Annotated in this window: 23 protein-coding genes; 8 read left to right on the plus strand and 15 right to left on the minus strand. The window is 69.2% G+C overall.

Annotated elements, in window-relative coordinates; genetic code table 11:
- Window positions 1-28: 28 nt before the first annotated feature.
- Window positions 29-1162 carry a lactonase family protein gene (locus tag GDI_RS10945; RefSeq protein ID WP_231854092.1) on the plus strand — a complete coding sequence of 378 codons (1134 nt, stop codon included), beginning with the start codon at window positions 29-31 and terminating at the stop codon, window positions 1160-1162.
- A gap of 50 nt (window positions 1163-1212) precedes the next feature.
- Here GDI_RS10945 and coaA read toward each other — a convergent pair whose 3' ends face one another.
- The 4 genes from coaA to GDI_RS10965 form a co-directional block, all read right to left on the minus strand.
- A complete protein-coding gene (gene coaA, locus GDI_RS10950) occupies window positions 1213-2199 on the minus strand; it encodes a type I pantothenate kinase (RefSeq protein ID WP_012553170.1) in 987 nt (328 codons plus the stop codon).
- Between the two features lie 169 nt (window positions 2200-2368).
- Window positions 2369-2773: a hypothetical protein gene (locus tag GDI_RS10955; RefSeq protein ID WP_231854093.1), complete on the minus strand. Its 405-nt coding sequence runs from the start codon at window positions 2771-2773 to the stop codon at window positions 2369-2371.
- The gene (gene recA, locus GDI_RS10960; RefSeq protein WP_012553172.1) at window positions 2757-3809 is read right to left on the minus strand and encodes a recombinase RecA; all 1053 of its coding nucleotides are present in this window, start codon (window positions 3807-3809) and stop codon (window positions 2757-2759) included. The genes GDI_RS10955 and recA overlap by 17 nt, the downstream gene beginning before the upstream one ends.
- A gap of 167 nt (window positions 3810-3976) precedes the next feature.
- Window positions 3977-5461, minus strand: a complete 1485-nt coding sequence (locus GDI_RS10965; RefSeq protein ID WP_050935134.1) for a gamma-glutamyltransferase — start codon at window positions 5459-5461, stop codon at window positions 3977-3979.
- 204 nt (window positions 5462-5665) lie between these two features.
- Here GDI_RS10965 and GDI_RS10970 point away from each other — a divergent pair, with 204 nt between their 5' ends.
- A complete protein-coding gene (locus GDI_RS10970) occupies window positions 5666-6475 on the plus strand; it encodes a DsbA family protein (RefSeq protein WP_012226186.1) in 810 nt (269 codons plus the stop codon).
- Window positions 6476-6527: 52 nt separating this feature from the next.
- On the opposite strand, the gene hemA is transcribed toward GDI_RS10970, so the two are convergent.
- Both hemA and GDI_RS10980 read right to left on the minus strand, forming a co-directional pair.
- On the minus strand, window positions 6528-7778 hold the full coding sequence (gene hemA, locus GDI_RS10975; protein ID WP_173363375.1) for a 5-aminolevulinate synthase: 1251 nt from the start codon (window positions 7776-7778) through the stop codon (window positions 6528-6530).
- A 154-nt stretch (window positions 7779-7932) separates the two neighbouring features.
- Window positions 7933-8340: a hypothetical protein gene (locus tag GDI_RS10980; RefSeq protein ID WP_050935017.1), complete on the minus strand. Its 408-nt coding sequence runs from the start codon at window positions 8338-8340 to the stop codon at window positions 7933-7935.
- Window positions 8341-8466: 126 nt separating this feature from the next.
- Here GDI_RS10980 and GDI_RS10985 point away from each other — a divergent pair, with 126 nt between their 5' ends.
- From GDI_RS10985 to GDI_RS10995, 3 genes are read left to right on the plus strand one after another with little or no spacing between them, the layout of a single operon-like run.
- Window positions 8467-10533, plus strand: a complete 2067-nt coding sequence (locus GDI_RS10985) for a transketolase-like TK C-terminal-containing protein (RefSeq protein ID WP_231854094.1) — start codon at window positions 8467-8469, stop codon at window positions 10531-10533.
- Window positions 10534-10553: 20 nt separating this feature from the next.
- Window positions 10554-11576 (plus strand): type I glyceraldehyde-3-phosphate dehydrogenase, encoded by a 1023-nt coding sequence (gene gap, locus GDI_RS10990; protein ID WP_012226190.1) that lies wholly within the window; start codon window positions 10554-10556, stop codon window positions 11574-11576.
- Window positions 11576-12799 carry a phosphoglycerate kinase gene (locus GDI_RS10995; RefSeq protein ID WP_012226191.1) on the plus strand — a complete coding sequence of 408 codons (1224 nt, stop codon included), beginning with the start codon at window positions 11576-11578 and terminating at the stop codon, window positions 12797-12799. Before gap ends, GDI_RS10995 begins: the two co-directional genes overlap by 1 nt.
- Before the next feature lie 22 nt (window positions 12800-12821).
- Here GDI_RS10995 and ftsY read toward each other — a convergent pair whose 3' ends face one another.
- From ftsY to GDI_RS11015, 4 genes are read right to left on the minus strand one after another with little or no spacing between them, the layout of a single operon-like run.
- Window positions 12822-13802, minus strand: coding sequence for a signal recognition particle-docking protein FtsY (gene ftsY / locus GDI_RS11000; protein ID WP_012226192.1), 981 nt, complete (start codon window positions 13800-13802; stop codon window positions 12822-12824).
- A gap of 1 nt (window position 13803) precedes the next feature.
- The gene (gene mtaB, locus GDI_RS11005) at window positions 13804-15066 is read right to left on the minus strand and encodes a tRNA (N(6)-L-threonylcarbamoyladenosine(37)-C(2))-methylthiotransferase MtaB (RefSeq protein ID WP_012226193.1); all 1263 of its coding nucleotides are present in this window, start codon (window positions 15064-15066) and stop codon (window positions 13804-13806) included.
- Window positions 15063-15902 (minus strand): diaminopimelate epimerase, encoded by an 840-nt coding sequence (dapF, locus tag GDI_RS11010; protein WP_012553178.1) that lies wholly within the window; start codon window positions 15900-15902, stop codon window positions 15063-15065. The genes mtaB and dapF overlap by 4 nt, the downstream gene beginning before the upstream one ends.
- A 51-nt stretch (window positions 15903-15953) precedes the next feature.
- Window positions 15954-16355 (minus strand): VOC family protein, encoded by a 402-nt coding sequence (locus GDI_RS11015; RefSeq protein ID WP_012226195.1) that lies wholly within the window; start codon window positions 16353-16355, stop codon window positions 15954-15956.
- Window positions 16356-16453: 98 nt separating this feature from the next.
- On the opposite strand from GDI_RS11015, the gene GDI_RS11020 reads away from it, so the two are divergent.
- The 3 genes from GDI_RS11020 (at window position 16454) to GDI_RS11030 (ending at window position 19646) form a co-directional block, all read left to right on the plus strand.
- Complete coding sequence (locus tag GDI_RS11020) at window positions 16454-17101, plus strand: class I SAM-dependent methyltransferase (protein ID WP_041249781.1); 648 nt, start codon at window positions 16454-16456, stop codon at window positions 17099-17101.
- A 219-nt stretch (window positions 17102-17320) separates the two neighbouring features.
- Window positions 17321-19228 carry a hypothetical protein gene (locus tag GDI_RS11025; RefSeq protein ID WP_012553180.1) on the plus strand — a complete coding sequence of 636 codons (1908 nt, stop codon included), beginning with the start codon at window positions 17321-17323 and terminating at the stop codon, window positions 19226-19228.
- Between the two features lie 58 nt (window positions 19229-19286).
- Entirely contained in the window at window positions 19287-19646 is a 360-nt protein-coding gene (locus GDI_RS11030; protein ID WP_012226198.1) for a hypothetical protein, read from the plus strand.
- A gap of 86 nt (window positions 19647-19732) precedes the next feature.
- Here GDI_RS11030 and GDI_RS11035 read toward each other — a convergent pair whose 3' ends face one another.
- The 5 genes from GDI_RS11035 to gcvP all read right to left on the minus strand — a co-directional run bounded on the left by GDI_RS11035 (window position 19733) and on the right by gcvP (window position 25897).
- A complete protein-coding gene (locus GDI_RS11035; RefSeq protein ID WP_012226199.1) occupies window positions 19733-20470 on the minus strand; it encodes an ABC transporter ATP-binding protein in 738 nt (245 codons plus the stop codon).
- Window positions 20467-21495 carry a FecCD family ABC transporter permease gene (locus tag GDI_RS11040; protein WP_012226200.1) on the minus strand — a complete coding sequence of 343 codons (1029 nt, stop codon included), beginning with the start codon at window positions 21493-21495 and terminating at the stop codon, window positions 20467-20469. Before GDI_RS11040 ends, GDI_RS11035 begins: the two co-directional genes overlap by 4 nt.
- The gene (locus GDI_RS11045; protein WP_050935020.1) at window positions 21492-22520 is read right to left on the minus strand and encodes an ABC transporter substrate-binding protein; all 1029 of its coding nucleotides are present in this window, start codon (window positions 22518-22520) and stop codon (window positions 21492-21494) included. Before GDI_RS11045 ends, GDI_RS11040 begins: the two co-directional genes overlap by 4 nt.
- 104 nt (window positions 22521-22624) lie before the next feature.
- A complete protein-coding gene (locus tag GDI_RS11050) occupies window positions 22625-22819 on the minus strand; it encodes a hypothetical protein (protein WP_012226202.1) in 195 nt (64 codons plus the stop codon).
- 195 nt (window positions 22820-23014) lie between these two features.
- Window positions 23015-25897: an aminomethyl-transferring glycine dehydrogenase gene (gene gcvP, locus GDI_RS11055; RefSeq protein WP_012226204.1), complete on the minus strand. Its 2883-nt coding sequence runs from the start codon at window positions 25895-25897 to the stop codon at window positions 23015-23017.
- Between the last annotated feature and the right edge of the window lie 5 nt (window positions 25898-25902).

The following is a 25902-nucleotide window of genomic DNA, read 5'->3' on the forward strand; positions in this document are numbered from 1 at the left end:
AATCCCAAGGTGTTCGATGCGTTTTGGATTGCTGTCCCTTTTGTGCCTGTCGCTGATGATCGCCCCGGCGGCACAGGCACAGACCGTGCTTTCGGCCAATGATGCCCATTCCATCCTGCGAAACGGCGTGCAGGTCCTGCCGAAACCGTTGAAGCCCGATACGCTGTCCGTCCTGGACCGGGGGGCGGACGGGCTGTGGACCGTGCGCGCCAGCGTTGCCGTGCCCGTCAGCGTCGTGGGGCCGCCCACCGCTCTGGTCCTGACGCCGGATGGCCGGACCGCGCTGGTGTCTTCCGCCAGCAAGGCGGACCCGGCCCGGGACAGGATCGTCCTGGATGACCGGATCAGCGTCATCGACCTGTCCGGCGACAGGCCGCGCGTGGTCCAGCAGGTCACGTCCGCCCCCGGCGCCACCACGCTGCGCATCACGCCGGACCAGAAGCATGTGCTGGTCGCCAATGGCGCCGGCGGCGTGGTGACATGGTTCCGCTTCGACGGGCGCCGGCTGAGCGACCGCACGGTGATCACCCTGCCGGGGGCCGCCGGATTCCCGGGTGGGCTGGCGATCACCCCGGACGGACGGCGCGCGCTGGTCAGCCTGTGGAAGGGCGACCGGGTCTTCGTCCTGCATCTGGACGGGGATCGGGTCACGGTCGATCCGCATCCGCTGGAGATCGGGCCGGGACCATGGAATATCCGCCTGACCGGGGACGGGCATTACGCCGTCATGGGCATCCTGGGCCATGGCGAGGGATTGCCCGGCGCGCTGTCGGTCCTGGACCTGACGGCCGCGCCGATCCGCGAAATCCAGCGCGTCGTGGTTCCCAACGCGCCCGAGGGGCTGGACATTTCCAGCGACGGACGGTTCGTCGCCGTCGTGTCGCAGAACGGGTCGGCCGTCGTTCCGACCTCGCCGCACTATCATGATCGCGGGATCGTCACCGTGTTTTCACTGTCCGGCGGCCATCTGACGCAACTGGCGCAGGCGCCGGGCACGCTCTGGCCACAGGGGCTGGTCTTCGCGCCGGACGGGACGTCGATCCTGGTCCAGGGCGTCATGGACCGCATGCTGCGCACCCTGTCCTGGGACGGCACCACCCTGGCGGTGAAGGGGGACACGCCCCTGCCCGGCGGGGGCGCCGACATCGAACGCCAGCGCTGATCCGTCCGGACCGCGCCCTTCAGTCCTGCGCCGTTATAAGCCCTGCGCCATCAGATGTGGCGCAGGCGAACCTCGCCGACGGCGTGGGACCGTTCCTTGCGCACGACCAGCCGCGCGCGCTCGCGCGTCGGCAGGATGTTGGCCTGCAGGTTGGGCAGGTTGATCCGGCCCCAGATCTGCCGCGCCATCTCCTCGGCCTTGTCGCGCGGAAGGTCGGCGTAGTGGTGGAAATAGGATGTCGGCTTGCGGAACGCGGTACGCTGCAGCAGCAGGAAGCGTTCCACGTACCACGATTCGATATCCGCCGTCGCGGCATCGAGATAGATCGAAAAATCGAAGAAATCCGACGCCACCGCCGACCGGTCGCTGCCGGTCTGCAGCACGTTCAGCCCTTCGAAGATCAGGATGTCCGGACGATCCACCGTCTGGAACCGGTCGGGCACGATATCGTAGGCGTCATGCGAATAGAACGGCACGTCCAGGTGCCGCTCTCCGGCCTTCAGCGCCGCCAGGAAGCCGATCATCCGCCGCAGGTCATAGCTTTCGGGAAAGCCCTTGCGCTGCATCAGATCGCGCTCTTCCAGCACCCGGGTGGGCAGCAGGAACCCGTCGGTCGTCACCAGATCCACGCGCGGATGATCGGGCCAGCGCGACAGCACGGCCTGCAGCAGGCGGGCGAACGTGCTCTTGCCCACGCCGACGCTGCCGGCAATGCCGATGACGAAGGGGACGGAAATGCTCGGACAGCCCAGAAAGGCGCTTTCCACCATGCTGTTCAGGCTGCGCGACGCCATGACGTACAGGTTCAGCAGGCGCGACAGCGGCAGGTAGATTTCGGTGATATCGGCCAGCGACACCGGTTCGTTACGGCCGCGCAGGCCCGCGATCTCGTCCTCGGACAGGGACAGGGGCACGTTGGCACGCAGCGCCGCCCATTCGGAACGCGAGAAGGCCAGGTAGGGCAGAGGGGTATCGCTTTCGCGGAACGCCGCGACCGGCCGCACCGACCGCCCCCGGCGCGAGGAAGAGGATGTCATTCCCTATGCCCGGACCGGACAGAGGCCGCCTTGCCTGATGTAACCCGCCATGGACCCGTTTCCTTCGGATAGACCATCGTTTCGCCGCAATTCCGCGCGGCGTAACACCATCGCCCGGAGTGATCCAGTATCCTGCCCGCACCCTGACACAGACGTGACTCCGCGCGCCCTACTGGCCAGCGGCCGGCTGCCCCTGCCGGGTGCCGTGCGCGCCGTAGCTGACCTGCGTATCCGGGATCACGTAATGCTTGCCGTCTTCCTTCTCCGCGTCATCGTCGGACGCGTTGGAATCGAAGCCCGAGGAGATCATCTGCATGCCCGGGGCATCGGGCAGCGGACGATAGTCGGGCTGCCGGGCGGCCAGGTCGCCCGCATTGTCCGGCCGGCCCGGCCGGGCGGCCCCGGCCTTTCCGGGCGGAGTCGCATCCGGCCGTGGGGCGCCGCTGAACAGGCCGGTCGGCGGAACGTCGATCGAATCCCCTTCCGGCCGCTTCACCGTACACGCCGCCAGGCCGGCCAGCAGCATCAGCATCACACCGAAAGGCGGGCCGTTTCGGTTATTCGATTTCGGCAAGATCCTGTTCACCGGGGGATACCAGCATCGCTTCGGCCACTACGCCAGCCTGTTCGCGGACCCGCCGTTCGATATCGGCCGCCATTTCGGGATGTTCGCGCAGATATTGCTTGGAATTCTCCCGCCCCTGCCCGATCCGCTGGCTGTCATAGGAAAACCAGGCCCCCGATTTCTCGACAATGCCTGCCTTGACGCCCAGATCGATCAGTTCGCCCATCTTGCTGATCCCTTCGCCATACACGATGTCGAATTCGACCTGGCGGAAGGGGGGGGCCATCTTGTTCTTGACGACCTTCACGCGGGTCTGGTTGCCCACGACCTCGTCCTTGTCCTTGATCTGCCCGATCCGGCGGATATCCATCCGCACCGAGGCATAGAACTTCAGCGCGTTGCCGCCCGTCGTCGTCTCGGGGCTGCCGAACATCACGCCGATCTTCAACCGGATCTGGTTCAGGAAGATCATCATGGTGTTGGAGCGCGACACCGTGCCCGTCAGCTTGCGCAGCGCCTGGCTCATCAGCCGGGCATGCAGGCCGACATGGCTGTCGCCCATGTCGCCTTCCAGTTCCGCCCGGGGCACCAGGGCCGCGACGCTGTCCACCACCAGCACGTCGATCGCGCCCGACCGCACCAGCGTATCCGCGATTTCCAGCGCCTGCTCGCCCGCGTCGGGCTGGCTGATCAGCAGGTTGTCGACATCGACCCCCAGCTTGCGGGCATAGCCGGGGTCCAGCGCGTGCTCGGCGTCGATGAAGGCGCACACGCCGCCCTTCTTCTGGGCCTCGGCGATCGCATGCAGCGCCAGCGTCGTCTTGCCCGAGCTTTCGGGACCGTAGATCTCGACGATACGGCCACGCGGCAGGCCGCCGATTCCCAGCGCGATATCCAGACCCAGCGAGCCGGTGGAAATGACATCCACCGCCTCGTTGGCGCGCTGGCCCAGGCGCATCACGGACCCCTTGCCGAATGCCCGCTCGATCTGGCTGAGCGCGCCTTCCAGCGCCTTGCTCTTGTCAATGCCCGGTGCCTGCGCCATCGCCCTTAACCCCGCTCCACTATCATGAAATACCCAGGTCCTGCCCGCTCCGCCCGCCTGGGCTCGCCTCCAGGATCGGCACCGGGGCCGCATGACGCGAATCCCTGTTCGCCAAGACTAGAACAAAACATGATCGCCCACAAGCGACCCCCTTGCCGGCCGGGGGTTTAATCCGACCCGACCGCCAGCCCCGCCGCGCGCACGTCCGACGCGCCGACGCAACTGCCCTCGCCCCCCGGCAGGCCGGCCGGGCAGGAGATCGCATTGATCCGTCCCTCGGCCGTCACCGGCCGTTCGCCGGGCTTCTGTCCCGCCAGAACCTGCCGCAGTTCCGTCGCCACGGCGTCGGCGGCGTCGTTCTGCCCCGATCCCGTCGCCACCGCGCGGAAGGTTTCGCCCTGGCTTGCGATCGCGGCGGTCAGCAGCGGGGGCGGCAGCCGCTGCGGCGACGCCGCCATCACGATGCCGGTGCTGCCGGCCACGCGGCCGGTGCCGAACAGATTGTCCATCGTCAGGCTGCACGCCACGGCCCCGCCATGCCGGTCGACCACCGCGAAGGATGTCGAGGCCGGCAGATGCGGCAGCATTCCGCCGCCCGACACGGTGCCGGAATCGACCATCGCCTGCGCCTGCGCCACCAGGTCCCCGGCCTTCCGGGTTCCGGTCGCGCGCGCGCGCCATGCCGCCACCGCCTGCTGCCCCACGGTCCCGCCCTGCCCGCCGTCGGACAGGGCGCGGAACGCCATGGCGCTGCCCAGTCCGCCATCGGCCGGCGGGGGCAGGAAGGACACGGTCATGCGGTCCACGCGCACCGTCAGCGGCATCGTCTCGGACGGAAGCGCACCGCGCAGGTCGGCCGCCATCAGGCCGCCCCCCGCACCCTGGCTGCCGGCGACGAACGACGCCGCCAGCGCCCCGTTGTACAGATCGCCCACACCCATGGCACGCATCTGCTCCAGCACGCCGGCCAGCCGGGACTGGACCAGGCTGTCGCCTTCGGCCAGCACCGTGCCATCGTTGCGGCTGAACAACGCACGCGCGCCCGCATCGGCCAGCAGGGGCTGCTGCACGGCGGCCAGGTCGCCGGCCAGCGCGCGGCTGACCGTGGCCCCGCCGCGCGCCAGTTGCAGCGCCGGCGTGATCGTTTCGTTGAAATCGACGCTGCCATAGCGCAGGTGCATCAGGTACAGCCCGCGCGCCAGCATCGGCACCGCCGCCGGCCGGTCCACCGGCGCGCCGCCCTCCGGCGTCGTCGCGCCGGCAGCCGGCATGAACACGAACGCCCGGCCGCCGTCGCTGTCGCCGGGCCGCCAGGCCAGGCAGGCCCCGCCGCCGCCAAGCGACGCGCGCGAGGGCAGCGTCACCGCCAGCGCCAGCCCCAGGGCCGTCGCCGCATCGCCGGCATTGCCGCCCCGTGCCAGAACATCGCGCGCCGCCATGGCCGCCTGCGGTTCGTCCGCGACCACGTTGCCGATATAGCCGGTCAGGTAAGGCGACGTCTTGCCGGCGCCCGCGCCGCCGAAACCGAACAGTTCGTGGCTGACCATTCTGACCGGTGTGGAGGAGCACCCGCCCAGTGCGACCGCCAGGGCGGTCGACAGCAACCGGGCCCCATATCGACGAAACGGGGGATACAGGGGACGTTCACGCACGCACAAATTCTCCATAACCACCGTCGATCCCGGACACGACCACAGACACGACCACCCCGACGCGAACCACCGGGCCTTCGGGAATTAGCGGTCTTCCGGGCCATCGGCAACACGCGACATCCGCATCCGCCGCACCCTTCCGCGTCGGGGCGTTCTGCTCTACAGACGGCGGACCATCCAGGAACCGACTGCCGGAGCACGCCCTTGCCGTATTTCGCCCCTGTCCGCCCCCCTGCCCGCCGGGCCGCGCGCCGCCGCGCGGCCCTGTCGGGTGTCGCGGCCGCGATCCTGCTGGGCTTGAGCACGACGGGTGCGCGCGCCGGGGACGGCGGCACGTTCACCGCCGACCAGCGCAAGGAGATCGTCGCGATCGTCCGCGACGCGCTGAAGACCGATCCCACCATCCTGACCGACGCCATCGCCGCCCTGCGCGCGGGGGCCGAGGCGCAGGAACAGGCCACGACCCGCGACGCGCTGGCCGCCAACCGCGCCGCCCTGGGCACCCCCGCGCCGACCGATGCGATCCTGGGCGCCCCCCACGCCCGCATGACGATCGTGGAATTCTATGATCCGCGCTGCCCCTATTGCCGCAAGGTGCTGCCGGACCTGGACCGGCTGGTCCATGACGACCCCGATGTCCGCATCGTGGAAAAGGTGGTCGCCGTGCTGGGGCCGGCCAGCCTGCTGACCGCGCAGGCCATCGCCGCGGCGGCCCTCCAGGGGGGACAGGACGCCTATTTCCGCATGCAGCGCGCGATCATGGCCGACAGCCAGAAGCCCGACGCGGCGCGCATCCGCACGCTGGCGGCGCAGGCCGGGCTGGACCCCGACCGCCTGGCGACCGACATGGCGGGCTCGGCCGTCGCATCGACCCTGCGGGCCAATTCCACCCTGGCCACCTCCATCCATCTGGAGGGCACGCCGACCTTCGTGTTCGACGGGCGCTACGTCATTCCGGGCGCGGTGGACCTGGACGAACTGAAGGCCGCCATCGCCAAGGTGCGACGCGGCTAACAGAGCACCTGTCAAAGATGAAGGAAGCAGGGCATTACGCCCAGCTTCCTTTTCAGGCCGCCTCGACCTTGCGCTGGTCGGAAAGCCCCAGCAGCGTGACCAGCGCGGCGGTCATTTCGTCCATCATCTCGTCGGTGTGGAACGGGCCCGGGGTCAGGCGCAGCCGCTCGGTGCCGCGCGGGACGGTGGGGTAGTTGATCGGCGTCGCGTACAGCCCGTATTCCGACAGCAGGCGGCGGCTGATGTCCATGCAGCGATCGGCATCGCCCACCGGAATCGGCACGATATGGCTGGGCGTGGGCATGAAGGGCACGCCCGCCGCGGTCAGCCGCGCGCGGAAGGCCGCCACGCGTTCGAACATCCGTTCGCGCCGCCAGGCATCCTTGCGCACCATGCGCACGCTGGCCAGGGCCGCGGCCACCACCGACGGCGGCAGCGATGTGGTGAAGATGAAACCCGACGCCGCGCAGCGCAGGTAATCGATCAGTTCGGCCGACCCGGTGACATAGCCGCCATGGACGCCGAAGCCCTTGGCCAGCGTGCCCTCGATGATGTCCACCTGGTCGGCCACGCCGTCGCGCTCGGCCACGCCGCCGCCCTGCGGACCGTACAGCCCCACGGCGTGCACTTCGTCCAGATAGGTCATGGCGCCGTATTTCCGCGCCAGGGCGCAGGTCGCCCCGATATCGGCGATGTCGCCATCCATCGAATAGACGCTTTCGAACGCGACCAGCTTGGGCACGTCGCGCGGGGCCGCCGCCAGCTTGGCCTCCAGGTCGGCCAGGTCGTTATGTTCGAAGATGACGCAGGACGAACCGCGCGCGCCCTTGATGCCGGCGATCATCGAGGCATGGTTCTGCCGGTCGGAAAAGCAGATCCAGCCCGGCATGCTGGTCAGGATCGTCTGCAGGCTGGCCTGGTTCGAGACATAGCCCGACACGAACAGCAGCCCGGCTTCCTTGCCGTGCAGGTCGGCCAGCTCGGCCTCCAGCGCCGCGTGCAGGGGGCTGGTACCGGCGATGTTGCGGGTGCCCCCGGCCCCGGCCCCGTGTTCGCGGATCGCGGCGATCGCGGCCTCGGCCACGGCGGGCTCGACGCCCATGCCCAGATAGTCGTTCGCCGACCAGACCACCACGTCACGCCCCTCGGGCGGGCGGACGGCGCCGTATTCGTAGACCGGGTACCGATCGGCCTGGCGTGCCAGCGGGGTGAACTGGCGGTAGCGACCCTGCTGGCGAATATCCTGCAATGCCGACCGGCAAAAACGGTAGAAAGGATGCCCACCCACGTCGATACTGGCCACTGAGGAATTCTCCCGCGATGCCGGTTGCGGGGCACTGGCCCGCGCGGCATTCGCCGTTACGGTTCGTCCGGGTCCGCTGTGCGGATTACCTTTACGGTTCATCGCACATACACCCGGATCACGCCCGAGGTCATCGTCGAATCCGACATAGCGGTTATTTCCACCTGTGCCGGCCCGGCGCCGTCCGCCACGATCGCAGGAGGCACCGGCTGCCCGTACGTGGCCGTCGCGCGGGCCAGGGCGGCGCTTTCCTGCGCCGGCGTCGGCCCGACGGAACGATGACCGTCACCACGAACAGCACGTTCGGCTTGCGCGCCATCGCCCGGGTCACCGCCCCCTTCAGGGCCGGCTGCCACTGTTCGGGCGGCGTGCCGTGCCGGATTTCCACCAGCGGCGGGACCGGCTTCGGCGCGGGCGGCGGGGGGGGATAGTGCGGACGGGGCGCGCGGCTGGCCCGCGGATCGAAGGTCCGCTGGTCCACCAGGTTGCACGAGGCGAGGCACAGCGTCCCCGCCATTGTCGCAGCCAGCAGAAACAGTTCGGGACGGGAGGGATGGAACATGCGCGCACGGTTGCAGCATCCGCATCGCGGAGCAAGAGCGCAAAACCGGCCGCGGGCGCCGGGAGGACGCCGGGGTTGCGAGCGTGCGCTTGCGGGCCGCCCGCCACGATCCTAAACCATCGTTCCATGGCACGCGCGCGCACCCCGATGCCGGACCTGGACGACGACCCTGCTGCCGAGGCGGGACCCGGCATGGCGCCCGCCGATCCGGACGCGCGGAACATGGTCCACGCGCTGGGCGACGCCGTGCGCGGCTTCATCGGCGCCGCCGTGGACGACGCGGAGGCAGCCTGCCGCGCGGCGGCGATGGCCGTCCCGGCCTGCGTGCTGTGGAACCAGTTCCTGCGATTCGACCCGGCCTGCCCCGACTGGCCGGATCGCGACCGCTTCGTCGTGTCGTCGACCCGCCACCGCCCGCTGCGGAACGCCCTGATGCGCCTGGCCGGGCAGGTCACGTCCCCCGGCGAGGCGGTGATGGAATATGGCGCCCACCCGGCCGTGGAAATGGCATTCGGCCCCGGCGGCCAGGGGCTGGGTGCCGCCATCGGCATGGCGCTGGCCGAACGCCGCATGGCGGCGCGCTTCGGACGGTCGATCGTCAACCACCGGATCTGGGTCCTGTCCTGCGGCACCGAACTGTCCACCGGGGTCGCGATGGAAGCTGCCTCGCTGGCCGCGCGCATGGGGCTGGACCGCATCACGGTGCTGTTCGAAATCCCGCCGCAGGATGAAAGCGAGGCCGAGGACACGCTGGCGCGCTACGCCGCGACCGGCTGGTCGGTGCGCAAGGTCGCCGCCGACGATCCCGACGCGGTGCATGCCGCGCTGTCGGCCGCGACGCGCTCGCGCAAGCCATGCGTCGTCGCCTGTTCCATCGCGCCTCCCCCGAACGCGGCCGCCGCCCCGGGGGAAAATGCCCCCCGCGACCTGCCGGCGCTGCAGGACCTGTCCACCCTGCTGTGGCCCCGCGTCGCCCGCCGGGGGGCCTCGGCCCGGCGGGCGTGGCTGCGGCGGCTGGCCAAGCACCGGCAGCGCGGGGAATTCGACCGCGTGACGGCGGGACGCCTGCCCTCCTTCTGGCGCGAGGACTGGGCCCGGTCGTGGCAGGTCGGCACCGGGGCACCGCCACCCGGCCCCGGGCACGGTTCGGACCCCGCGCCCTACGAGCAGGGAACCCTGGGATACGGCCGGCGCGGGCTGGACATCCTGCGCGGCCTGGTGCCGGAAATGCTGTGCCTGGCATCGCGCCGGGGGGGCGAGCTGACCGGCCCGATCCGCCCGGACGATGCCGCCGCGGGCGATTGCGGCACCCGGGTGCATGGCCTGGCCGCGCTGCTGAACGGAATCGCGCTGCATGGGGGCCTGATCCCGTGCGGGGCCACGACCTTCGTCGCCGTGGACCGGATGCGCCCGGCACTGCGCTTCGCCGCGATGATGCGCAGGCGGGTCATCTACCTGCTGACCGATGACGGGCTGGCGCTGGGCCAGGACGGGGCGGGCTGGCTGCCGGTCGAACAGCTGGCCAGCCTGCGCGCCATGCCCAATGTCGCGGTCTTCCGCCCCGCCGACCGGCGCGAAACCACGGAATGCTGGGAACTGGCGCTGCACCGGGCCGACGGGCCCAGCCTGATCGCGCTGTGCCCCGTTTCGGCCGGCCAGGCCGAATTCCCCGACCTGCGCGGCCGCCGGTCGCGCGGCGCCAGCGCGCACGGCGGCTATGTCATGGAAGAGGCACGGGGCCCCCGCCAGGTCACGCTGGTCGCCACCGGCAGCGAGGTCGCCATCGCCCGCCAGGCCCAGCAGCTCCTGGTCCGGGACGGGATTCACGCGGCCCTGGTTTCCCTGCCCTGCTGGGAACTGTTCGACCGCCAGGACGCCTCCTATCGCGAGCAGGTCCTGGGCAGCGCGCCACGCATCGGCATCGAGGCCGCGTCGGGCTTCGGCTGGGACCGGTGGCTGGGGCCGCGCGGCGCCTTCATCGGCATGGAGGATTTCGGCGAGACCGCGCCGTCCAGCGAACTCTATCGCCGTCTGGGCATTACCGCCGAACGGATCCACCAGACGGCGATTCACCTGATCAGCGAGACGGGACGTGACTTTCACGCGCCGTCCGGGCAGAAAGCGGAAGGTGGCCGCGGACGATACGCCGCCGGAGGCACCGTCCAGCTACGGCCGACATTCCGTAACGGCTGAATACTCGGGAGAGCAATAGAATGGCTGTCAAAGTCGCAATCAACGGTTTCGGCCGCATCGGCCGCCTCGTCCTGCGCGGCATCATCGAAAGCGGACGCACCGACGTGGTGCCGGTGGCCATCAACGACCTCGGCAGCGTCGCGGACAACGCCCACCTGCTGAGCTATGACAGCATCCATGGCCGCTTCCCCGCCGACGTGCGGGTCGAGGGCAATGCGATCGTCATCACCGCCAACGGTCGCACCTATGCGCCGATCGCGGTCTCGGCCGAGGCCGACCCGACCAAGGTGCCGTTCGACGGCGTGGACGTCGCGCTGGAATGCACCGGCCGCTTCACGACCAAGGAAAAGGCGGCGCACCTGATCGAGGCCGGCGCGCGCAAGGTCATCATCTCGGCCCCCGGAACGCATGTCGACGCCACCATCGTCTATGGCGTGAACCAGGATACGCTGACCAGCGACATGACGGTGATCTCCAACGCCTCGTGCACCACCAACTGCCTGGCGCCCATCGCCAAGGTGCTGGACGAGACGTTCGGCATCGAGCGCGGCTACATGGTCACCATCCATTCCTATACCGGCGACCAGCGCACGGTGGACACGCTGCACAAGGACCCGCGCCGGGCCCGCGCGGCGGCGATGAACATCATCCCGACCTCGACCGGCGCCGCGCGCGCGGTCGGTCTGGTGCTGCCGCACCTGAAGGGCAAGCTGGACGGCACCGCCATCCGCGTGCCCACGCCCAACGTGTCGCTCGTCTCGCTCGATTTCGTGCCGACCCGCATCCCGGCCTCGGTCGAAGAGGTGAACGCGGCGATGCTGAAGGCCGCGTCCGAAGGCCCGCTGAAGGGGATCCTGGCGTACAACACCGCGCCGCTGGTCAGCTCGGACTTCAACCACAGCATCGCATCCTCGACCTTCGACGCGACCGAGACCGCGCTGGTCGATGGCGGCAAGCTGGTCCGGGTGTGCAGCTGGTACGACAATGAATGGGGCTTTTCCAACCGCATGTCCGATACCGCAGCGCTGTTCGGATCTCTGTGATGGCGGCGCTGTCTTTCAAGACGCTGGATGCGCTCCAGCCCAAAGGACGCAAGGTCCTGCTGCGCGCGGACCTGAACGTGCCCGTCCGCGACGGGAAGATCACGGACCTGACGCGCATCGAGCGCCTGGCCCCCACCATCCGCGAACTGGCGGACAAGGGCGCGCGCGTGATCGTCGTCAGCCATTTCGACCGCCCGAAGGGCCAGCGGGTGCCGGAGATGTCGCTGGCGCCGATCGCGGCCGCCCTGGGCACGACGCTGGGCCGTCCGGTGCAGTTCGCCGACGACTGCATCGGCCCGGTGGCCGAGGAAGCCGTTTCCAAGCTCCAGGACGGCGACGTCCTGGTGCTGGAAAACACGCGCTTCCATGCCGGCGAGGAAAAGAACGACCCCGACCTGTCCAAGGCGCTGGCCGCACTGGCGGATGACTACGTCAACGACGCGTTTTCCGCCGCCCATCGCGCCCATGCCTCGACCGAGGGCGTCGCCCGCTTCCTGCCGTCCTTCGCCGGGCGGCTGATGGAGGCGGAACTGAACGCCCTGAACGTCGCGCTGGAAAACCCGGTCCGTCCGGTCGGCGCGATCGTCGGCGGCGCCAAGATCTCCACCAAGCTGGACCTGATCGGCAACCTGCTGGACAAGGTCGACGTGCTGATCATCGGCGGCGCGATGGCCAACACGTTCCTGGCGGCCAACGGGGTGCGGGTCGGCAAGTCGCTGCAGGAAGCGGACATGCACGACACGGCGCGCGCGATCATGGCCAAGGCCGAGGAACGCGGGTGCGAGATCGTGCTGCCGGTCGATGCGGTGACGGCGACGGAATTCCGGGCCGATCCGCCGACCAGAACGGTGCCGATCGACGAGATCCCGGCGGATGCGATGATGCTGGATGCGGGGCCCGAGACGGTCACCCTGCTGATCCAGAAGATCGTGGGCCTGAAGACCCTGGTCTGGAACGGCCCGCTGGGCGCGTTCGAACTGCATCCCTTCGACACCGCCACCAACCTGGTCGCGGCGGAAGTCGCGCGGCGGACCCAGGCCGGCCAGTTGACCAGCGTCGCGGGCGGCGGGGACACGGTGTCCGCGCTGCGCCATGCCGGCGTGGCGGACGAAATGTCCTATACCTCGACCGCCGGCGGCGCGTTCCTGGAATGGCTGGAGGGCAAGGTTCTCCCGGGCATCCAGGCGCTGGGCGAAGTCTCCGGGCGGATCCTGCCGCTCTGACGGAACGGGACGGTTCCCGGCGTCAGGCCGGGCCGTCCTCCTTTTCCTCCGTCGCCTCCCCGCCCTCTCGCGGGGTCAGGCGCACGGAATCCCCGACCAGCCCCCTGGCGAAGGCTTCGGCCGAGAACGGGCGCAGATCCTCGGCCTGCTCGCCCACGCCCACGGCATGGACCGGCAGGCCGAACGTGTCGGCCAGCGCCACCACGATGCCGCCGCGCGCCGAACCGTCCAGCTTGGTCACGACCAGGCCGGTGACGTTGACCAGTTCCTTGAACACCCGCACCTGCTCGATCGCATTCTGGCCGGTGGTCGCGTCCAGGACCAGCAGCACGGAATGCGGCGCGCTTTCGTCGAACTTGCGCATCACGCGGATGATCTTGGCCAGTTCCTCCATCAGCGCGCCCTTGTTGTGCAGGCGCCCGGCGGTGTCGATCAGCAGCAGGTCGCAGCCCTCGGCCTGGCCGCGCTTCAGGGCCTCGAACGCCAGGCCGGCGGCGTCGGCGTTGGGCGGCCCGGCGATGACCGGCGCGCCCACCCGCTGGCCCCAGACCTGCAACTGCTCGACGGCGGCGGCGCGGAAGGTGTCGCCGGCCACCATCATGACCTTCAGCCCCTGCTCGCCGTAATAGCGCGCCATCTTGCCGATGGTCGTGGTCTTGCCGGTGCCGTTCACGCCCACCACCAGCACCACATGCGGCTTGCGCTGCGGATCGGGGACGAACGGCACGGCCACGGGTTCCAGAACCTGGGCGATTTCGGCCGACAGCGCGTCGCGGACCTCGTCGTCCGTGACCTCGGCGCCGAAGCGGGAATGACGGAACGATTCGATGATCCGCGCCGCGACGGCAGGGCCGAGATCCGCCGAAATCAGCAGATCCTCCAGCTCCTCCAGCGCCTCGTCATCCAGCTTGCGGCGCGTGAAGACCGCGGCGATGCCACCGCCCAGCTTCTGGGTCGAACGGGACAGCCCCGCCTTGAGGCGGGAGAAAAAACCAAGTGCCATGTCAGAGGGTTTCCGCCACCAGTCCGTTTTCGTCAATCGCCGTCGCCCGGACGGTCACGATCCGCCCCGCCTCGGCCGCAGTACCGTCCAGCCTGTCCGGGGCCAGCCGGACGGGGGCGAATTCCTCGGAATGGCCAGTGGTCGCGGTTTCCAGCAGCACGTTCAGCGTCCGCCCCAGCAGGCTGGCGTGATAGTCCCGCGCCGCCGCCTGCCCCGCCGCGCGCAGTTGGGCCGCGCGCTCCTTGCGCACGGCCACGGGCACGGCGGGCATCCGCGCCGCCGGGGTGCCCGGCCGCTCACTATAGGGAAAGACGTGCAGGTACGGCAGGCGCTGCGCACGCACGAAATCCAGCGTTTCGGCGAACAGGGCATCGGTCTCGGTCGGGAAGCCCGCGATGACGTCGGCGCCGATCCCCAGGTCGGGGCGGCAGGCACGGGCGCGGTCCAGCACGCGCGCCACGTCCTCGACCAGGTGCCGGCGCTTCATCCGCTTCAGCACCATGTCCGACCCGGCCTGCAGCGACAGGTGCAGATAGGGCATGAATCGCCCCTCCTGCGCCAGCAGGCGCCACAGATCGTCGTCGATTTCCACCGGATCGACCGAGGACAGGCGCAGCCGCTCCAGTTCCGGTACCAGCGCCAGCACCCGCCGGCAGAGCTGCCCCAGCGCCGGACGGCCCGGCAGGTCGCCGCCCCACGAGGTGATGTCGACCCCGGTCAGCACGATCTCGCGATAGCCCGAGGCGACCAGGGCACGGACCTGTTCCACCACTGCCCCGACCGGAACCGAGCGCGACGGCCCCCGGCCGAACGGGATGATGCAGAAGGTGCAGCGATGGTCGCAGCCCTGCTGCACCTCGACGAACGCGCGGGTACGGCCGGCGAATTCCGTCACCAGATGCGGCACCGTCTCGGTCGCCGCCATGATGTCGGATACGGCGTGGCCGTCCTGCATCGCGGCGGGGGTCCAGCTTGCGGCCTCCAGCTTCTCGCGATTGCCCAGGACGCGGGTGACGCCCGGCAGCGCCGACCAGCGGTCCGGGTCGATCTGCGCGGCGCAGCCGGTCACGACGATCCGCGCGCCGGGCCGGTCGCGATGGGCGCGCCGGATCGCCTGGCGGGCCTGCCGCTCGGCCTCGGCCGTCACCGCGCAGGTATTGACGATGATCACGTCGTCCAGCGCCGCCGCGTGACCGCGCATCACCTCGCTCTCATAGGTGTTCAGGCGGCACCCGAAGGTCAGGATCTCCGGCTTGGCGGTCATGACGGATAGCCTTCGGGATCGAACGTGCCGACGAAGCTGACGGTGGCGGGGCCGGTCATCAGCACATGCCCCCCTTCCCCTGGGTCATCCTGCGCGCGCCACGAAACGGACAGCGCGCCGCCATCCATCCCGACCGTGCAGGTCCGTTCCACCAGCCCGCGCCGGACGGCGTTCACCACCGCCGCACAGGCGCCGGAGCCGCAGGCCAGGGTCAGGCCGCTGCCGCGCTCCCACACGCGCAGGCGCAGTTCGGTGCGCGAGCGGACATGCGCGAAGCCGATATTGGCCCGTTCGGGAAACAGCGGATCATGTTCCAGCAACGGCCCGGCCACGACCGGGTCCAGGTCCAGCATGTCGTCCAGGAAGAACGTGGCGTGCGGATTGCCCATCGAGGCCGCCGCCGGGTCTCCCGCCAGCGGCAGGTGCAGCGTATCGGCCGCCCGCGCCAGCGGCACGTCGCGCCAGTCCAGGGCCGGGCGGCCCATGTCCACGGTGACGACGCCCGCGTCATCCACCCGGGCAGGCAGCAGGCCGGCCCGGGTCTGCAGCACCGTCTCGCGCCGCCCCTCCTGCCGCCACAGCAGCGCCGCGACGCAGCGCGAGGCATTGCCACAGGCCCCGGCCTCGGTGCCGTCGGCGTTGAAGAACCGCACCAGGACGTCCGCGCCGTCGCGGGTGGCGGGTTGCAGGACCACGAACTGGTCGCAGCCGATCCCGCGATGGCGGTCGGCCAGCGCCGCGATGCGGGCCGGCGTCAGGCCGTACCGTTCGGCGCGTTCGTCCACCACGACGAAATCGTTGCCCAGGCCGTGCATCTTGTGGAACGGGGTCATCATGCGCGCCTTATACGGCACGCATCGGCGGAGTGCGAGACAAGCTTGCAGCCGTCAGAGAAACCGGCCCGGGGCGCCGCGTTGCAGCACTTCGATCCGATAGCCGTCCGGGTCGGCGACGAAGAAGAAGCGCCCCACGACCCGCTCGCCCAGCGACAATTGCTTGACCGCCAGCGGCGACAGACCTTCCCGCGTGAAGCGGTCATGTTCGGCGTCGATATCCGCGACCGACACCGCCAGGTGGCCGTAGCCGTCCCCCAGGTCATAGGGGCGGTCGCGGTCGTGGTTGACCGTCAGTTCCAGTTCGAATGTCTGTTCGGCATTGGACAGGTAGATCAGGGTGAAACCATCGAAGACCAGCCGGTCGGCCACGCGCAGGCCGAAGGCGCGTTCGTAGAATGCCAGCGACGCGGCTTCGTCGCGCACGCGGATCATGGAATGGATCAGCTTCGCCATCGTTTCGGACTCCTTTATCGACAGGGTGGCGGATGTATAGCGGCCCGGCCGGCATTGTGGGTCTGGATTTTCCGCCCGACCTGTCGCATGTGCGGGGCATGACCGACGAACCGCACGGCTTCCACCCCGCCGCCTTCACCGTCGCCAGCGACGAACCCGACGCGTCGTTCTTTGCCAGGCGCGATCCCGGCCCCCTGATGGACCCCGGGGCGCAATCCGCCGTCACCGCGCTGTACCATACCCTGGTGGCCGAGGGCGCGGACGTGCTGGACCTGATGGCCGGGCCGGACAGCCACCTGCCGCGCGACGCGACCTATGGCTCCGTCATCGGCATCGGGCTGGACGCCGATGCGATGGCCGACAATCCGCGCATCGGCCACCGGATCGTGCAGGACCTGAACGCGACCCCCACCCTGCCGCTGCCCGACGACGCCGTCGATGTGGCCTGCCTGTGCGATGTCGCGCCCTACCTGCGCCAGCCGATGGCGACGCTGGCCGAAATCCGGCGCGTGCTGCGTCCGGGCGGGGTGGTGATCGTGACGTTCTCGGACCGGGTGATCGCCGGCAAGGCCGTGGCGCTGTGGCAGGCGCTGGACAGCACCGATCGGCGTCGCCTGCTGACCATCCTGCTGCAACGGGCAGGATTTGCCGGAATCGACAGCGGCGAGGTCCACCCCCCGGCCGACACGCCCTCCTGGCGCGACACGGTATATGCCATCACCGCCCGCGTGCCCAACGCCGCCTGAAAAATGAAGGCCATCCCATGGGGGCGGCACGGCCGATCCGGCAGTACAGGGTCAGGATGTCCCGCTATTGCCGGACATGCATTTCATATTGAATGAATGATATTCACATTTAGAATGAATCGTTACAATGTGATTTTTAAATGAAATTCTTGTTTACGCACTATTCCGACATATTTTGACATAATGATGCCCGATCATCATCGAGCGATGCTGCCGTCAATGTGGATTTCCGTGCGTACTTCCCCGCTTCCATGGCGCCTGTCGGTGCTGCTGCTGTGCGGCGCCACCGTTGCTCCCGCCCATGCCTCGGCGCAGGACGAAGCCGCGCAGATCGATGCGATGGAAAGCCGGATCGCGCGCATCCAGGCGCAGCAGCTAGAACTGCAGAAAGACCTGATGGCGATGCGCCAGGAACTGGCGCGACACCGCGCGCGCCTGACGGGCGGCCATGCCGGCGGCACGGCGGCGGCCAGGCAACCGGTACGGGAAGCCGCCTCGGCCGCGCCCCATGCCTCGTCGGCCATGAAGGTGACGGCGCCCGAAAGCCTGGCCGGCATCGACAGCCAGGACCGTGGCGCGCCGGTGGCCGATGCCGCGCCGCCCGCGACGGTTGCCGCGACATCCGCCCCCGCCCCGATGGACGTGCCGCCGCCCCGGATTGGCTTCGACGAGCCGACCGTGGCCGCCGTCGTCGGCCGCCGGTCCGAGGACATGGTCAACCGGATCGCCGACAACAATGTCGGCCCCCATCCCCGGGAAACCGTGGGCGCGCAGGCCGCCGGCGCGCTGGGCGATCACGGCGTGTTCCACCTCGGCCCGGTCAGCATCATCCTGGGCGGGTTCTTCGACACCGCCGCCGTGCTGGAAAACCGCCATATGGCATCGGGCACGTTCAATTACTGGCAGGCCATGCCCTTCCCGAACCAGTCCAGCTTCCACGAGAACAATTTCGAGGGCAGCGCACGCTACAGCCGCTTCTCGCTGATGGCGCGGGGCAATGTGGATGCCGACACCACCATATCGGGTTTCGTCGAAACCGATTTCGGGGCCGGGGCGGAAACGACCAATCCGTACGAAAGCAATGCCTACGTTCCGCGCCTGCGGCAGGCATACCTGGCCTATGACAACACGCGCTCGGACAATCATTTCCTGATCGGGCAGGCGTGGAGCCTGCTGACGCCCGGCCGCGGGGGCATCATCGCACGCCAGGAAAGCCTGCCGGAGACGATCGAATCCTCGATGCTGGCCGGGCAGACCTGGGCCCGGCAATGGCAGGCGCGCGTGGTGCATGACATGATGCATCACCGGCTGTGGCTGGGCCTGTCGATCGAAAACCCCGCCACGATCTACGACACCACCGGCTTTGCCAACGCCAACGGATCGGTCCCGCTGCCCAATGGCGGGACGGCCAACGTCGGCGCGAACGGCACCGGCCTGACCGAATTCACCACCAATTATTCCGACGAGATCGCACCCGACGTGATCGGCAAGGTCGCATGGGACCCGGCCTGGGGCCATTACGAGGCCGAGGGCGTCGTGCGCTTCCCGCATGACCGCGTGGTCGTGAACGGGGTCGGGCGGAACAATACCGCGATTTCGGGCGGCGGCGGCGGATCGGCGATCCTGCCGGTCATTCCGCACAAGGTCGAAATCCGCCTGGCGGGCCTGGCCGGCATGGGCATCGGCCGCTACGGATCGGTCCTGCTGCCCGACGTGACCCTGTCATCCAGCGGCAAGCCGAAGCCGTTGCCCGACGCACAGGGAACGGCGGGGATCGTCGCCCACCCCAATTCCGCGATCGACGTCTATGGCTATTACGGCATGCAACGATCGGGCCGGAGCTATTTCTCCGCCGACGGCACGGCCTACGGGTACGGCAACCCGAATGCCTCCAACGCGGGATGCGAGATCGAACTGTCGCCGCTGGCCTGCACGGCCAATATCCGCTCGGTCCAGGAATTCACCATCGGTGCGTGGTGGCGGTTCCTCAAGGGGCGGTACGGCACGGTCGAGGCCGGGACCCAGCTTGCCTATTCCCGCGTGGAGACCTGGAGGGGCATCGGCGGCGCGCCCTCGACCAGCGCCAGCCAGATCTTCTTCGATTTCCGCTACCTGCCGTTCCAGTAGCCTTCGAGTTGCGCCCGGAGGGAAAAGGGAGGATGTTCCCCGCTGACCGCACCGCAGGATGAAGGAGATCACGGTCATGCAGGACAAGGTACTTCGCGGATTGGCACTCTCCCTCTGCCTTGTCGCCATGGCCGCGCCGGCGTTGGCCGACGACGAAGAAGAAGCGCACAAGACCATGTCGCTGCACCAGTTGGCGAAACGGCCGCCGATACCCACCGCGCACAAGGATTTCAGCCAGTACCGCTACCGCCCGGCCGGCGACAAAATCGTGGAACAGTCTGACGCCGACCGCCTGATGTTCTGGACACAGGACGGCACGCCGGACGGCTATGCCGAGCGGCGCGGAAACGCCATCCTGTATTACGACCGGACCGGCAAGGCCGTCCGGGTCCAGGAAATGGATCCCACTGCCGATTAGAGCAGATCGTGATGAGGTGGGATCACCTCATCACGTGAAGATGCTCTGAAAACAAAAACCTGGAGTGGGTGATGGGGTTTACCCAATCACCCACTCCAGGAAGCCGGGTAGCCGTAGAGGCTGCTGATCGCGGCAGTCGACAGCACGTCCGCCGCCGGGCCGTCGGCAATCATCCGTCCCTTCTGCAGCAGGATCGCGCGCGAAAAGACCCGCGCGGCCCTTAGCGGGTCGTGGGTGGTGGCCAGCACGGCGTAGCCGTCGCCCGCCAGCCGGCGCAGCAGATCGAACAGGCGGAGCTGCTGTCCATAATCCAGGCCGGTCTCGGGTTCGTCCAGCACCAGCAGGCGCGCACCCTGGGCCAGCGCACGGGCGATCAGCACGCTCTGCCGCTCGCCGCCCGACAGCGCGGCATAGGACCGGTCCGCCAGGTGACCGATCGCCAGATGATCCATGGCCTGCCCGGCCGCCGCGCGATCCGCGGCCGAAACGAAGGGCGACACCATGGTGCCCGCCGCCAGCCGGCCCAGCGCCACGACATCGCGCACCCGATAGGGAAAAGCCACCGCATGGCCCTGCGGAACATAGGCGACCCGCGATGCCAGGTCGCGCCGCGCCATGCCCATGATCGGCTGCCCGTCCAGCAGAATGCGGCCGGCGCGCGGCCGCAGCAGCCGCAGCACCAGGCGCAGGATCGTGGTCTTGCCCGCGCCGTTCGGCCCCAGCAGGGCCACGCCCTCGCCCGCGCGCATGGCGAACGACACATCGTCCAGGACGCGGCGCCCATCCCGCGAGAAGGAGAGCGATTCGACCACCAGATGCGTCATTCCGCCCATCCGCGCCGGATCAGCGGCAGCACGGACACGAAGACGCAGACCCCCAGCAGGTCCGCGATCAGCCCCACCGGGATTTCCTCGGCCGAGAGGCTGCGCGCCAGATCGTCGCATGCCAGCAGGAACGCCCCGCCCAGGCAGGCGCTGAGCGGCAGGACGCGGGCATTGCGCGGCCCGGCCAGCAGGCGCGCGACATGGGGCACGATCAGCCCCACCCAGCCGATCATTCCCGCCACCGATACGGTCAGCGCCGACAGCACCGTCGCCGCCGCGATGACGCCGTAGCGCAATGCGGTGACCGGCACGCCCAGCGTCCGGGCCTCGTCATCGCCCATCGCCAGCGCGTCCAGCATGCGCCCGCACGCCCCCAGCGCCACGATCCCGACCAGGACCGGCGGCGCCATCACCGCCAGGTCGGACCATGCGACCTGCGTCAGGCTGCCCAGCAGCCAGAAGACGATATCCGGCAATTGCCGGTCGGGATCGGCGACATATTTCAGCAGCGACAGCAGCGCGGTGAACAGCGCGGTGCTGACCAGGCCGCCGAAGACCAGCATCAGCATCGACGCCGCGTCGAACAGCCGCGCCACGCCCACGCCCGCCGCCACCGCCACGGTGCCCCCCAGGAACGACAGAAGATGCATCCCCACCGGCCCCGCGCCGGTCACGATGCCCGCCGCCGCGCCGAACCCCGCGCCGGCCAGCACACCCAGCAGTCCCGGCGAGACCAGCGGGTTGCGGAATACCGCCTGGTACCCCGCCCCCGAGACCGACAGCGCGGCGCCCACGACGATCGCCCCGGCGATACGCGGCAGGCGGGTGCCGATCAGGATGGAATGGAGCAGCGCCCGCCGCGCCGGCATCACGCCCCCGTCCCGCCCCAGCAGGACCGACACGATATCGGCCGCCGATACCGGGTAGCGACCGAGCCCCAGCGACACGATAGCCAGGATCACCAGACCGGCCGCCGGCAGCGCCAACCCCGCAACGTTGCGGCCACCTCCAGTCCTCGGACTCACCGCCCTCCCTCGGCGGGGCGTTGCGCGGCCAGGATGCGGGCCGCATCGTCCGGCTTCAGGTCATATGCGAAAAAATCATGATAGAATTTGATGGTTTCGGAAACCATATCGACATCACGAAACCGATCGGGATAGAGTGTCCGGGCCGTCCAGAGGAGTTGCAGCGGCAATTCGCTGCCGTAGCGGTCCCAGGGGAACACGCCGGCCGGGTTTTGATGGACACGCCCGGCGCGCACGGCGCGCAGCGCGGCCCACCCTTCCGGCGCGGCGGTCGCATCGCCGCTGTCGGCGCCCAGGATCACCACGTCCGGGTCCCAGGCCGCGATCTGTTCCATCGACACCGGGCGCATGTTGCCCGTCAGGCCGGTCGCCGCGTTACGCCCGCCCGCGCGGGTGATCCATTCGTCGATGATGGTATGTTCGCCATCGACCGTCAGCGGCACCAGCGACTTGACGTGCAGCACGCGCGGGCGGGCGGACAGCGAAACGGGGGCGACGGCCTGCCGCACCCGTTCGACCGTCGCCGTCAGCACGGCGCGATAGCGCCGCGCCACGTCATGGGCCGAGGCGTCCCCCAGGATATCGGCCGTCAGGTCCACGGCGCGCAGCAGGGACGCGAGATCGGTGAAGCCGGCCTGCACCACCGGCAGCCCGACATGGCGCAGCGACGCCGCGGCCGGCGAATCGTTGGCAACGAACGCCAGGTCCACCCCGGACTGCATCAGCATTTCGGTATTGGGAACCGGGCTGGTCACCCCCACCGCCTGGTGCAGCGCGGGGGCCACGCGATACATCCACGGCCGCGCCGCGGGCAGGTCGTCCGTCACCGCGATGCGACCGGCCGCCCCCAGCATGATGGTCAATTCGTTATGGGCAAACCACAGGTCGGCGATCCGGTCCGGATGATCGGGGCACGTCACCGCATGACCCGTCATATCCATGACCGTCCGCGCCCGTCCGGCCGCGGGCCACACGCCCACCACCGCCGCCGCCAATATTGCGGCAGCCAGATCGTGTCTTCCCATTCCGCGTCCCCTCCGGAGGATGATCTATATCCTATTGGACATATCCATCACCAGCCCCCGATATACTGTCGGCTGGTAGACGAGGACGGCGAACGGAGCGTTCGTTACGGTCGGAACATCGAAAAATACAGGATCGCCATGTCGATCACGAAGGCGGACAGCAGGCCGCCGCAGATCAGGGCGACCGTGATCCGGTCGCGCGCATCGACCCCGGACGGGTCGTCCTGCCGCGCCGCCACGGCCCGCCACGGCGCATGCAGATGGGGCCGGTGCGGCCCGGCCATGCTGATATGGAACATGTTATGCCTCCTCCGGACCGTCCCTCTTCTTCAGCCGTGTTCACGGCGGGTTCGTCCGGTTGCAGCATGACCATGCGCCTTGCGGAGGCGGGCCCCAAGGGCAATTGGGGCCGGTCGCAATCTATTGAAACAACATGGCCTCTGCCTCGCGTCCGGCGCATGGCTCGCGCGCCGAACCCGGGACAGGCGTATGGGTCAGGCCGTTGCCTCCTCCTGATAGGCCGACATGTCGGGGCAGGAGCAGACCAGGTTCCGGTCGCCATAGGCGTTGTCCAGGCGATTGACCGGCGACCAGTATTTCGAGGACGGAACCACGTCGCCCGGCAGGCATCCGCGCTGGCGGTCATAGGCCCGTTCCCAGGCCGTTTCCGTCAGGTCGCGCACCGTGTGGGGGGCATGGCGCAGCGGGCTTTCGTCCGCCGTCAGCACGCCGGCCTCGATATCGCGAATTTCCGCGCGGATTGCGATCATCGCGTCGCAGAACCGGTCCAGTTCGACCCGTCCCTCGGATTCGGTCGGTTCGATCATGAAGGTCCCGGCCACGGGAAAGCTGACCGTCGGTGCATGGAAGCCATGATCGATCAGGCGCTTGGCGATGTCATCGACCGTGATGCCGGTCTGGTCCTTGATCGGGCGCAGATCGACGATGCATTCATGCGCCACCCGGCCGTTCGCCCCGCGATACAGCACCGGATAGTGGTCGGACAGGCGGCTGGCGATGTAGTTGGAATTCAGGATTGCGATTTCGGTGGCGCGCCGCAGGCCGGCATCGCCCATCAGCGTCATGTAGGTCCACGAAATCGGCAGCACCGCCGCCGATCCGAAGGGCGCCGCCGAGACCGCGTTCGTGCCGCCTTCCTGCGGCGCACCGGGCAGGAACGGCGCCAGGTGCGCGCCGACGCCGATCGGTCCCATGCCGGGGCCGCCGCCGCCATGCGGGATGCAGAAGGTCTTGTGCAGGTTGAAATGGCTGACATCGGCGCCGAACGCGCCGGGACGCGACAGGCCGACCTGCGCGTTCATGTTCGCGCCGTCCAGATAGACCTGGCCGCCGGCCGCATGTACCAGGTCGCAGATCTCGACCACCGATTCCTCGAACACGCCGTGCGTCGAGGGATAGGTGATCATGATCGCGGCCAGACGGTCGGCATGCTGCGCGATCTTCGCCTTCAGGTCGCCGATATCGACATTGCCCTGCCCGTCACAAGCCACCACGACCACGCGCATGCCGACCATCTGGGCCGACGCCGGATTGGTACCGTGCGCCGAGGCCGGAATCAGGCAGATATCGCGCCGGCCCTCGCCCCGCGAGCGGTGATAGGCCCGGATGGCCAGCAGGCCGGCATATTCGCCCTGCGCGCCCGAATTGGGCTGCAGCGACACCGCGTCATAGCCGCTGACGGCCTTCAGCAGCCGTTCTAGATCCTGGAACAGTTCGGCGTAGCCCGCCTGCTGCGCCGCCGGGGCGAAGGGATGGATGTCGCAGAATTCCGGCCAGGTGACCGGCATCATCTCGACCGTCGCGTTCAGCTTCATCGTGCACGATCCCAGCGGGATCATCGTGCGGTCCAGCGCCAGGTCGCGGTCCGACAGGCGGCGCAGGTAGCGCAGCATGTCCGTTTCCGACCGGTGGGCGTGGAAGACCGGATGGGTCAGGAACAGCGTGGTCCGCCGCAGGGCGGCCGGCAGCAGGTCGTCCGGCGCCGTCAGGTCGCGCTCCAGTGCCGCCAGCCGGCCCGCGTCGCGGCAGAAGCAGCGCCAGATGGCACGCACGGTATGGGGCGTCGAGGTCTCGTCCAGGCTGATGCCGACACGGTCGCCATCGACAACGCGCAGGTTCATCCCGGCCTCTTCGGCGCGGACCTGCAGCAGGTCCGCTTCGCCCCGGGTGTGCACGGTGATCGTATCGAAGACCGATTCCGTCTCCACCCGGATCGACAGGGCGCGCAGGCCCGCGACCAGGATGGCGGTCAGGCGATGGGTGCGCCGCGCGATCGCCGCCAGCCCCTCGGGCCCGTGATAGACCGCGTACATCGCGGAAATGACGGCCGGCAGCACCTGCGCGGTGCAGATGTTCGACGTCGCCTTTTCGCGCCGTATATGCTGTTCGCGGGTCTGCAGAGCCAGGCGGTAGGCGGGTTCGCCCCGGCTGTCGATCGACACGCCCACCAGGCGGCCCGGCATGTTGCGCTTGTAGGCGTCGCGCACCGCCATATAGGCCGCGTGCGGGCCGCCGGCCCCCATGGGCATGCCGTAGCGCTGCATCGACCCGACCGCGATATCCGCGCCCAGCGTGCCCGGCGCCTCCAGCACCGTCAGGGCCAGCGGGTCGGCCGCCATCGCCACGATGGCGTGCGCGGCATGCAGCCGTTCGATCCAGGCGCGCGGATCGCGGATGCGGCCCGACGAGCCCGGATACTGGAACAGCGCGCCGAACACCGCGTCCGGGTCCAGGTCGTGTTCGGGATTGCCGACGATGATCCGCCACCCCATCGGCTCGGCGCGGGTGCGCAGCACCGCCAGCGTCTGCGGATGACAGTCGGCATCGACGAAGAATCCATCCGCCTTCGACCGCGCGACCCGCCGGGCGAGGGCCATGGCCTCGGCCGCCGCCGTCGCCTCGTCCAGCAGCGAGGCATTGGCCACGTCCAGCCCGGTCAGATCCGTCACCAGCGTCTGAAAATTCAGCAGGGCTTCCAGCCGACCCTGGCTGATTTCCGGCTGGTAGGGGGTATAGGCCGTGTACCAGGCCGGGTTTTCCAGCACGTTGCGCTGGATCACCCCCGGCAGGACGGTGCCGTAATATCCCTGCCCGATCAGCGAGACCATCACCCGGTTGCGCCCGGCGATTTCGCGCAACCGCGCCAGCACCGCCGGTTCGGACAGGCCGTCGCCCAGCCCCATGTCGCCGCGCAGGCGGATGGAGGCCGGGACCGTCTGGTCCATCAGGTCATCCAGCGAATCCGCGCCGATCACCCCCAGCATGGCGGCGACATCCCGCTCCGCGGGGCCGACATGGCGGGTACAGAAGGCATCGGCGGCGGGCGTGGTATTCCGCCAGAGCGAGGTGGACGTCACGATCA

Source organism: Gluconacetobacter diazotrophicus PA1 5 (genome assembly GCF_000067045.1).
Classification (GTDB): Bacteria; Pseudomonadota; Alphaproteobacteria; order Acetobacterales; family Acetobacteraceae; genus Gluconacetobacter; species Gluconacetobacter diazotrophicus.

Bases quoted from the DNA above. Each gene is read 5' to 3' on its own strand.
- GDI_RS11045 (WP_050935020.1), bottom strand. From the start codon at position 22,520: ATGGGAAGACACGATCTGGCTGCCGCAATATTGGCGGCGGCGGTGGTG.
- recA (WP_012553172.1), bottom strand. From the start codon at position 3,809: ATGGCGCAGGCACCGGGCATTGACAAGAGCAAGGCGCTGGAAGGCGCG.
- ftsY (WP_012226192.1), bottom strand. From the start codon at position 13,802: ATGGCACTTGGTTTTTTCTCCCGCCTCAAGGCGGGGCTGTCCCGTTCG.
- GDI_RS10980 (WP_050935017.1), bottom strand. From the start codon at position 8,340: ATGTTCCATCCCTCCCGTCCCGAACTGTTTCTGCTGGCTGCGACAATG.
- GDI_RS10985 (WP_231854094.1), top strand. From the start codon at position 8,467: ATGGCACGCGCGCGCACCCCGATGCCGGACCTGGACGACGACCCTGCT.
- mtaB (WP_012226193.1), bottom strand. From the start codon at position 15,066: ATGACCGCCAAGCCGGAGATCCTGACCTTCGGGTGCCGCCTGAACACC.
- GDI_RS11025 (WP_012553180.1), top strand. From the start codon at position 17,321: ATGTGGATTTCCGTGCGTACTTCCCCGCTTCCATGGCGCCTGTCGGTG.
- coaA (WP_012553170.1), bottom strand. From the start codon at position 2,199: ATGACATCCTCTTCCTCGCGCCGGGGGCGGTCGGTGCGGCCGGTCGCG.
- GDI_RS11015 (WP_012226195.1), bottom strand. From the start codon at position 16,355: ATGGCGAAGCTGATCCATTCCATGATCCGCGTGCGCGACGAAGCCGCG.
- GDI_RS11035 (WP_012226199.1), bottom strand. From the start codon at position 20,470: ATGACGCATCTGGTGGTCGAATCGCTCTCCTTCTCGCGGGATGGGCGC.
- GDI_RS11030 (WP_012226198.1), top strand. From the start codon at position 19,287: ATGAAGGAGATCACGGTCATGCAGGACAAGGTACTTCGCGGATTGGCA.
- GDI_RS11020 (WP_041249781.1), top strand. From the start codon at position 16,454: ATGACCGACGAACCGCACGGCTTCCACCCCGCCGCCTTCACCGTCGCC.
- dapF (WP_012553178.1), bottom strand. From the start codon at position 15,902: ATGATGACCCCGTTCCACAAGATGCACGGCCTGGGCAACGATTTCGTC.
- gap (WP_012226190.1), top strand. From the start codon at position 10,554: ATGGCTGTCAAAGTCGCAATCAACGGTTTCGGCCGCATCGGCCGCCTC.
- GDI_RS11050 (WP_012226202.1), bottom strand. From the start codon at position 22,819: ATGTTCCATATCAGCATGGCCGGGCCGCACCGGCCCCATCTGCATGCG.
- GDI_RS10995 (WP_012226191.1), top strand. From the start codon at position 11,576: ATGGCGGCGCTGTCTTTCAAGACGCTGGATGCGCTCCAGCCCAAAGGA.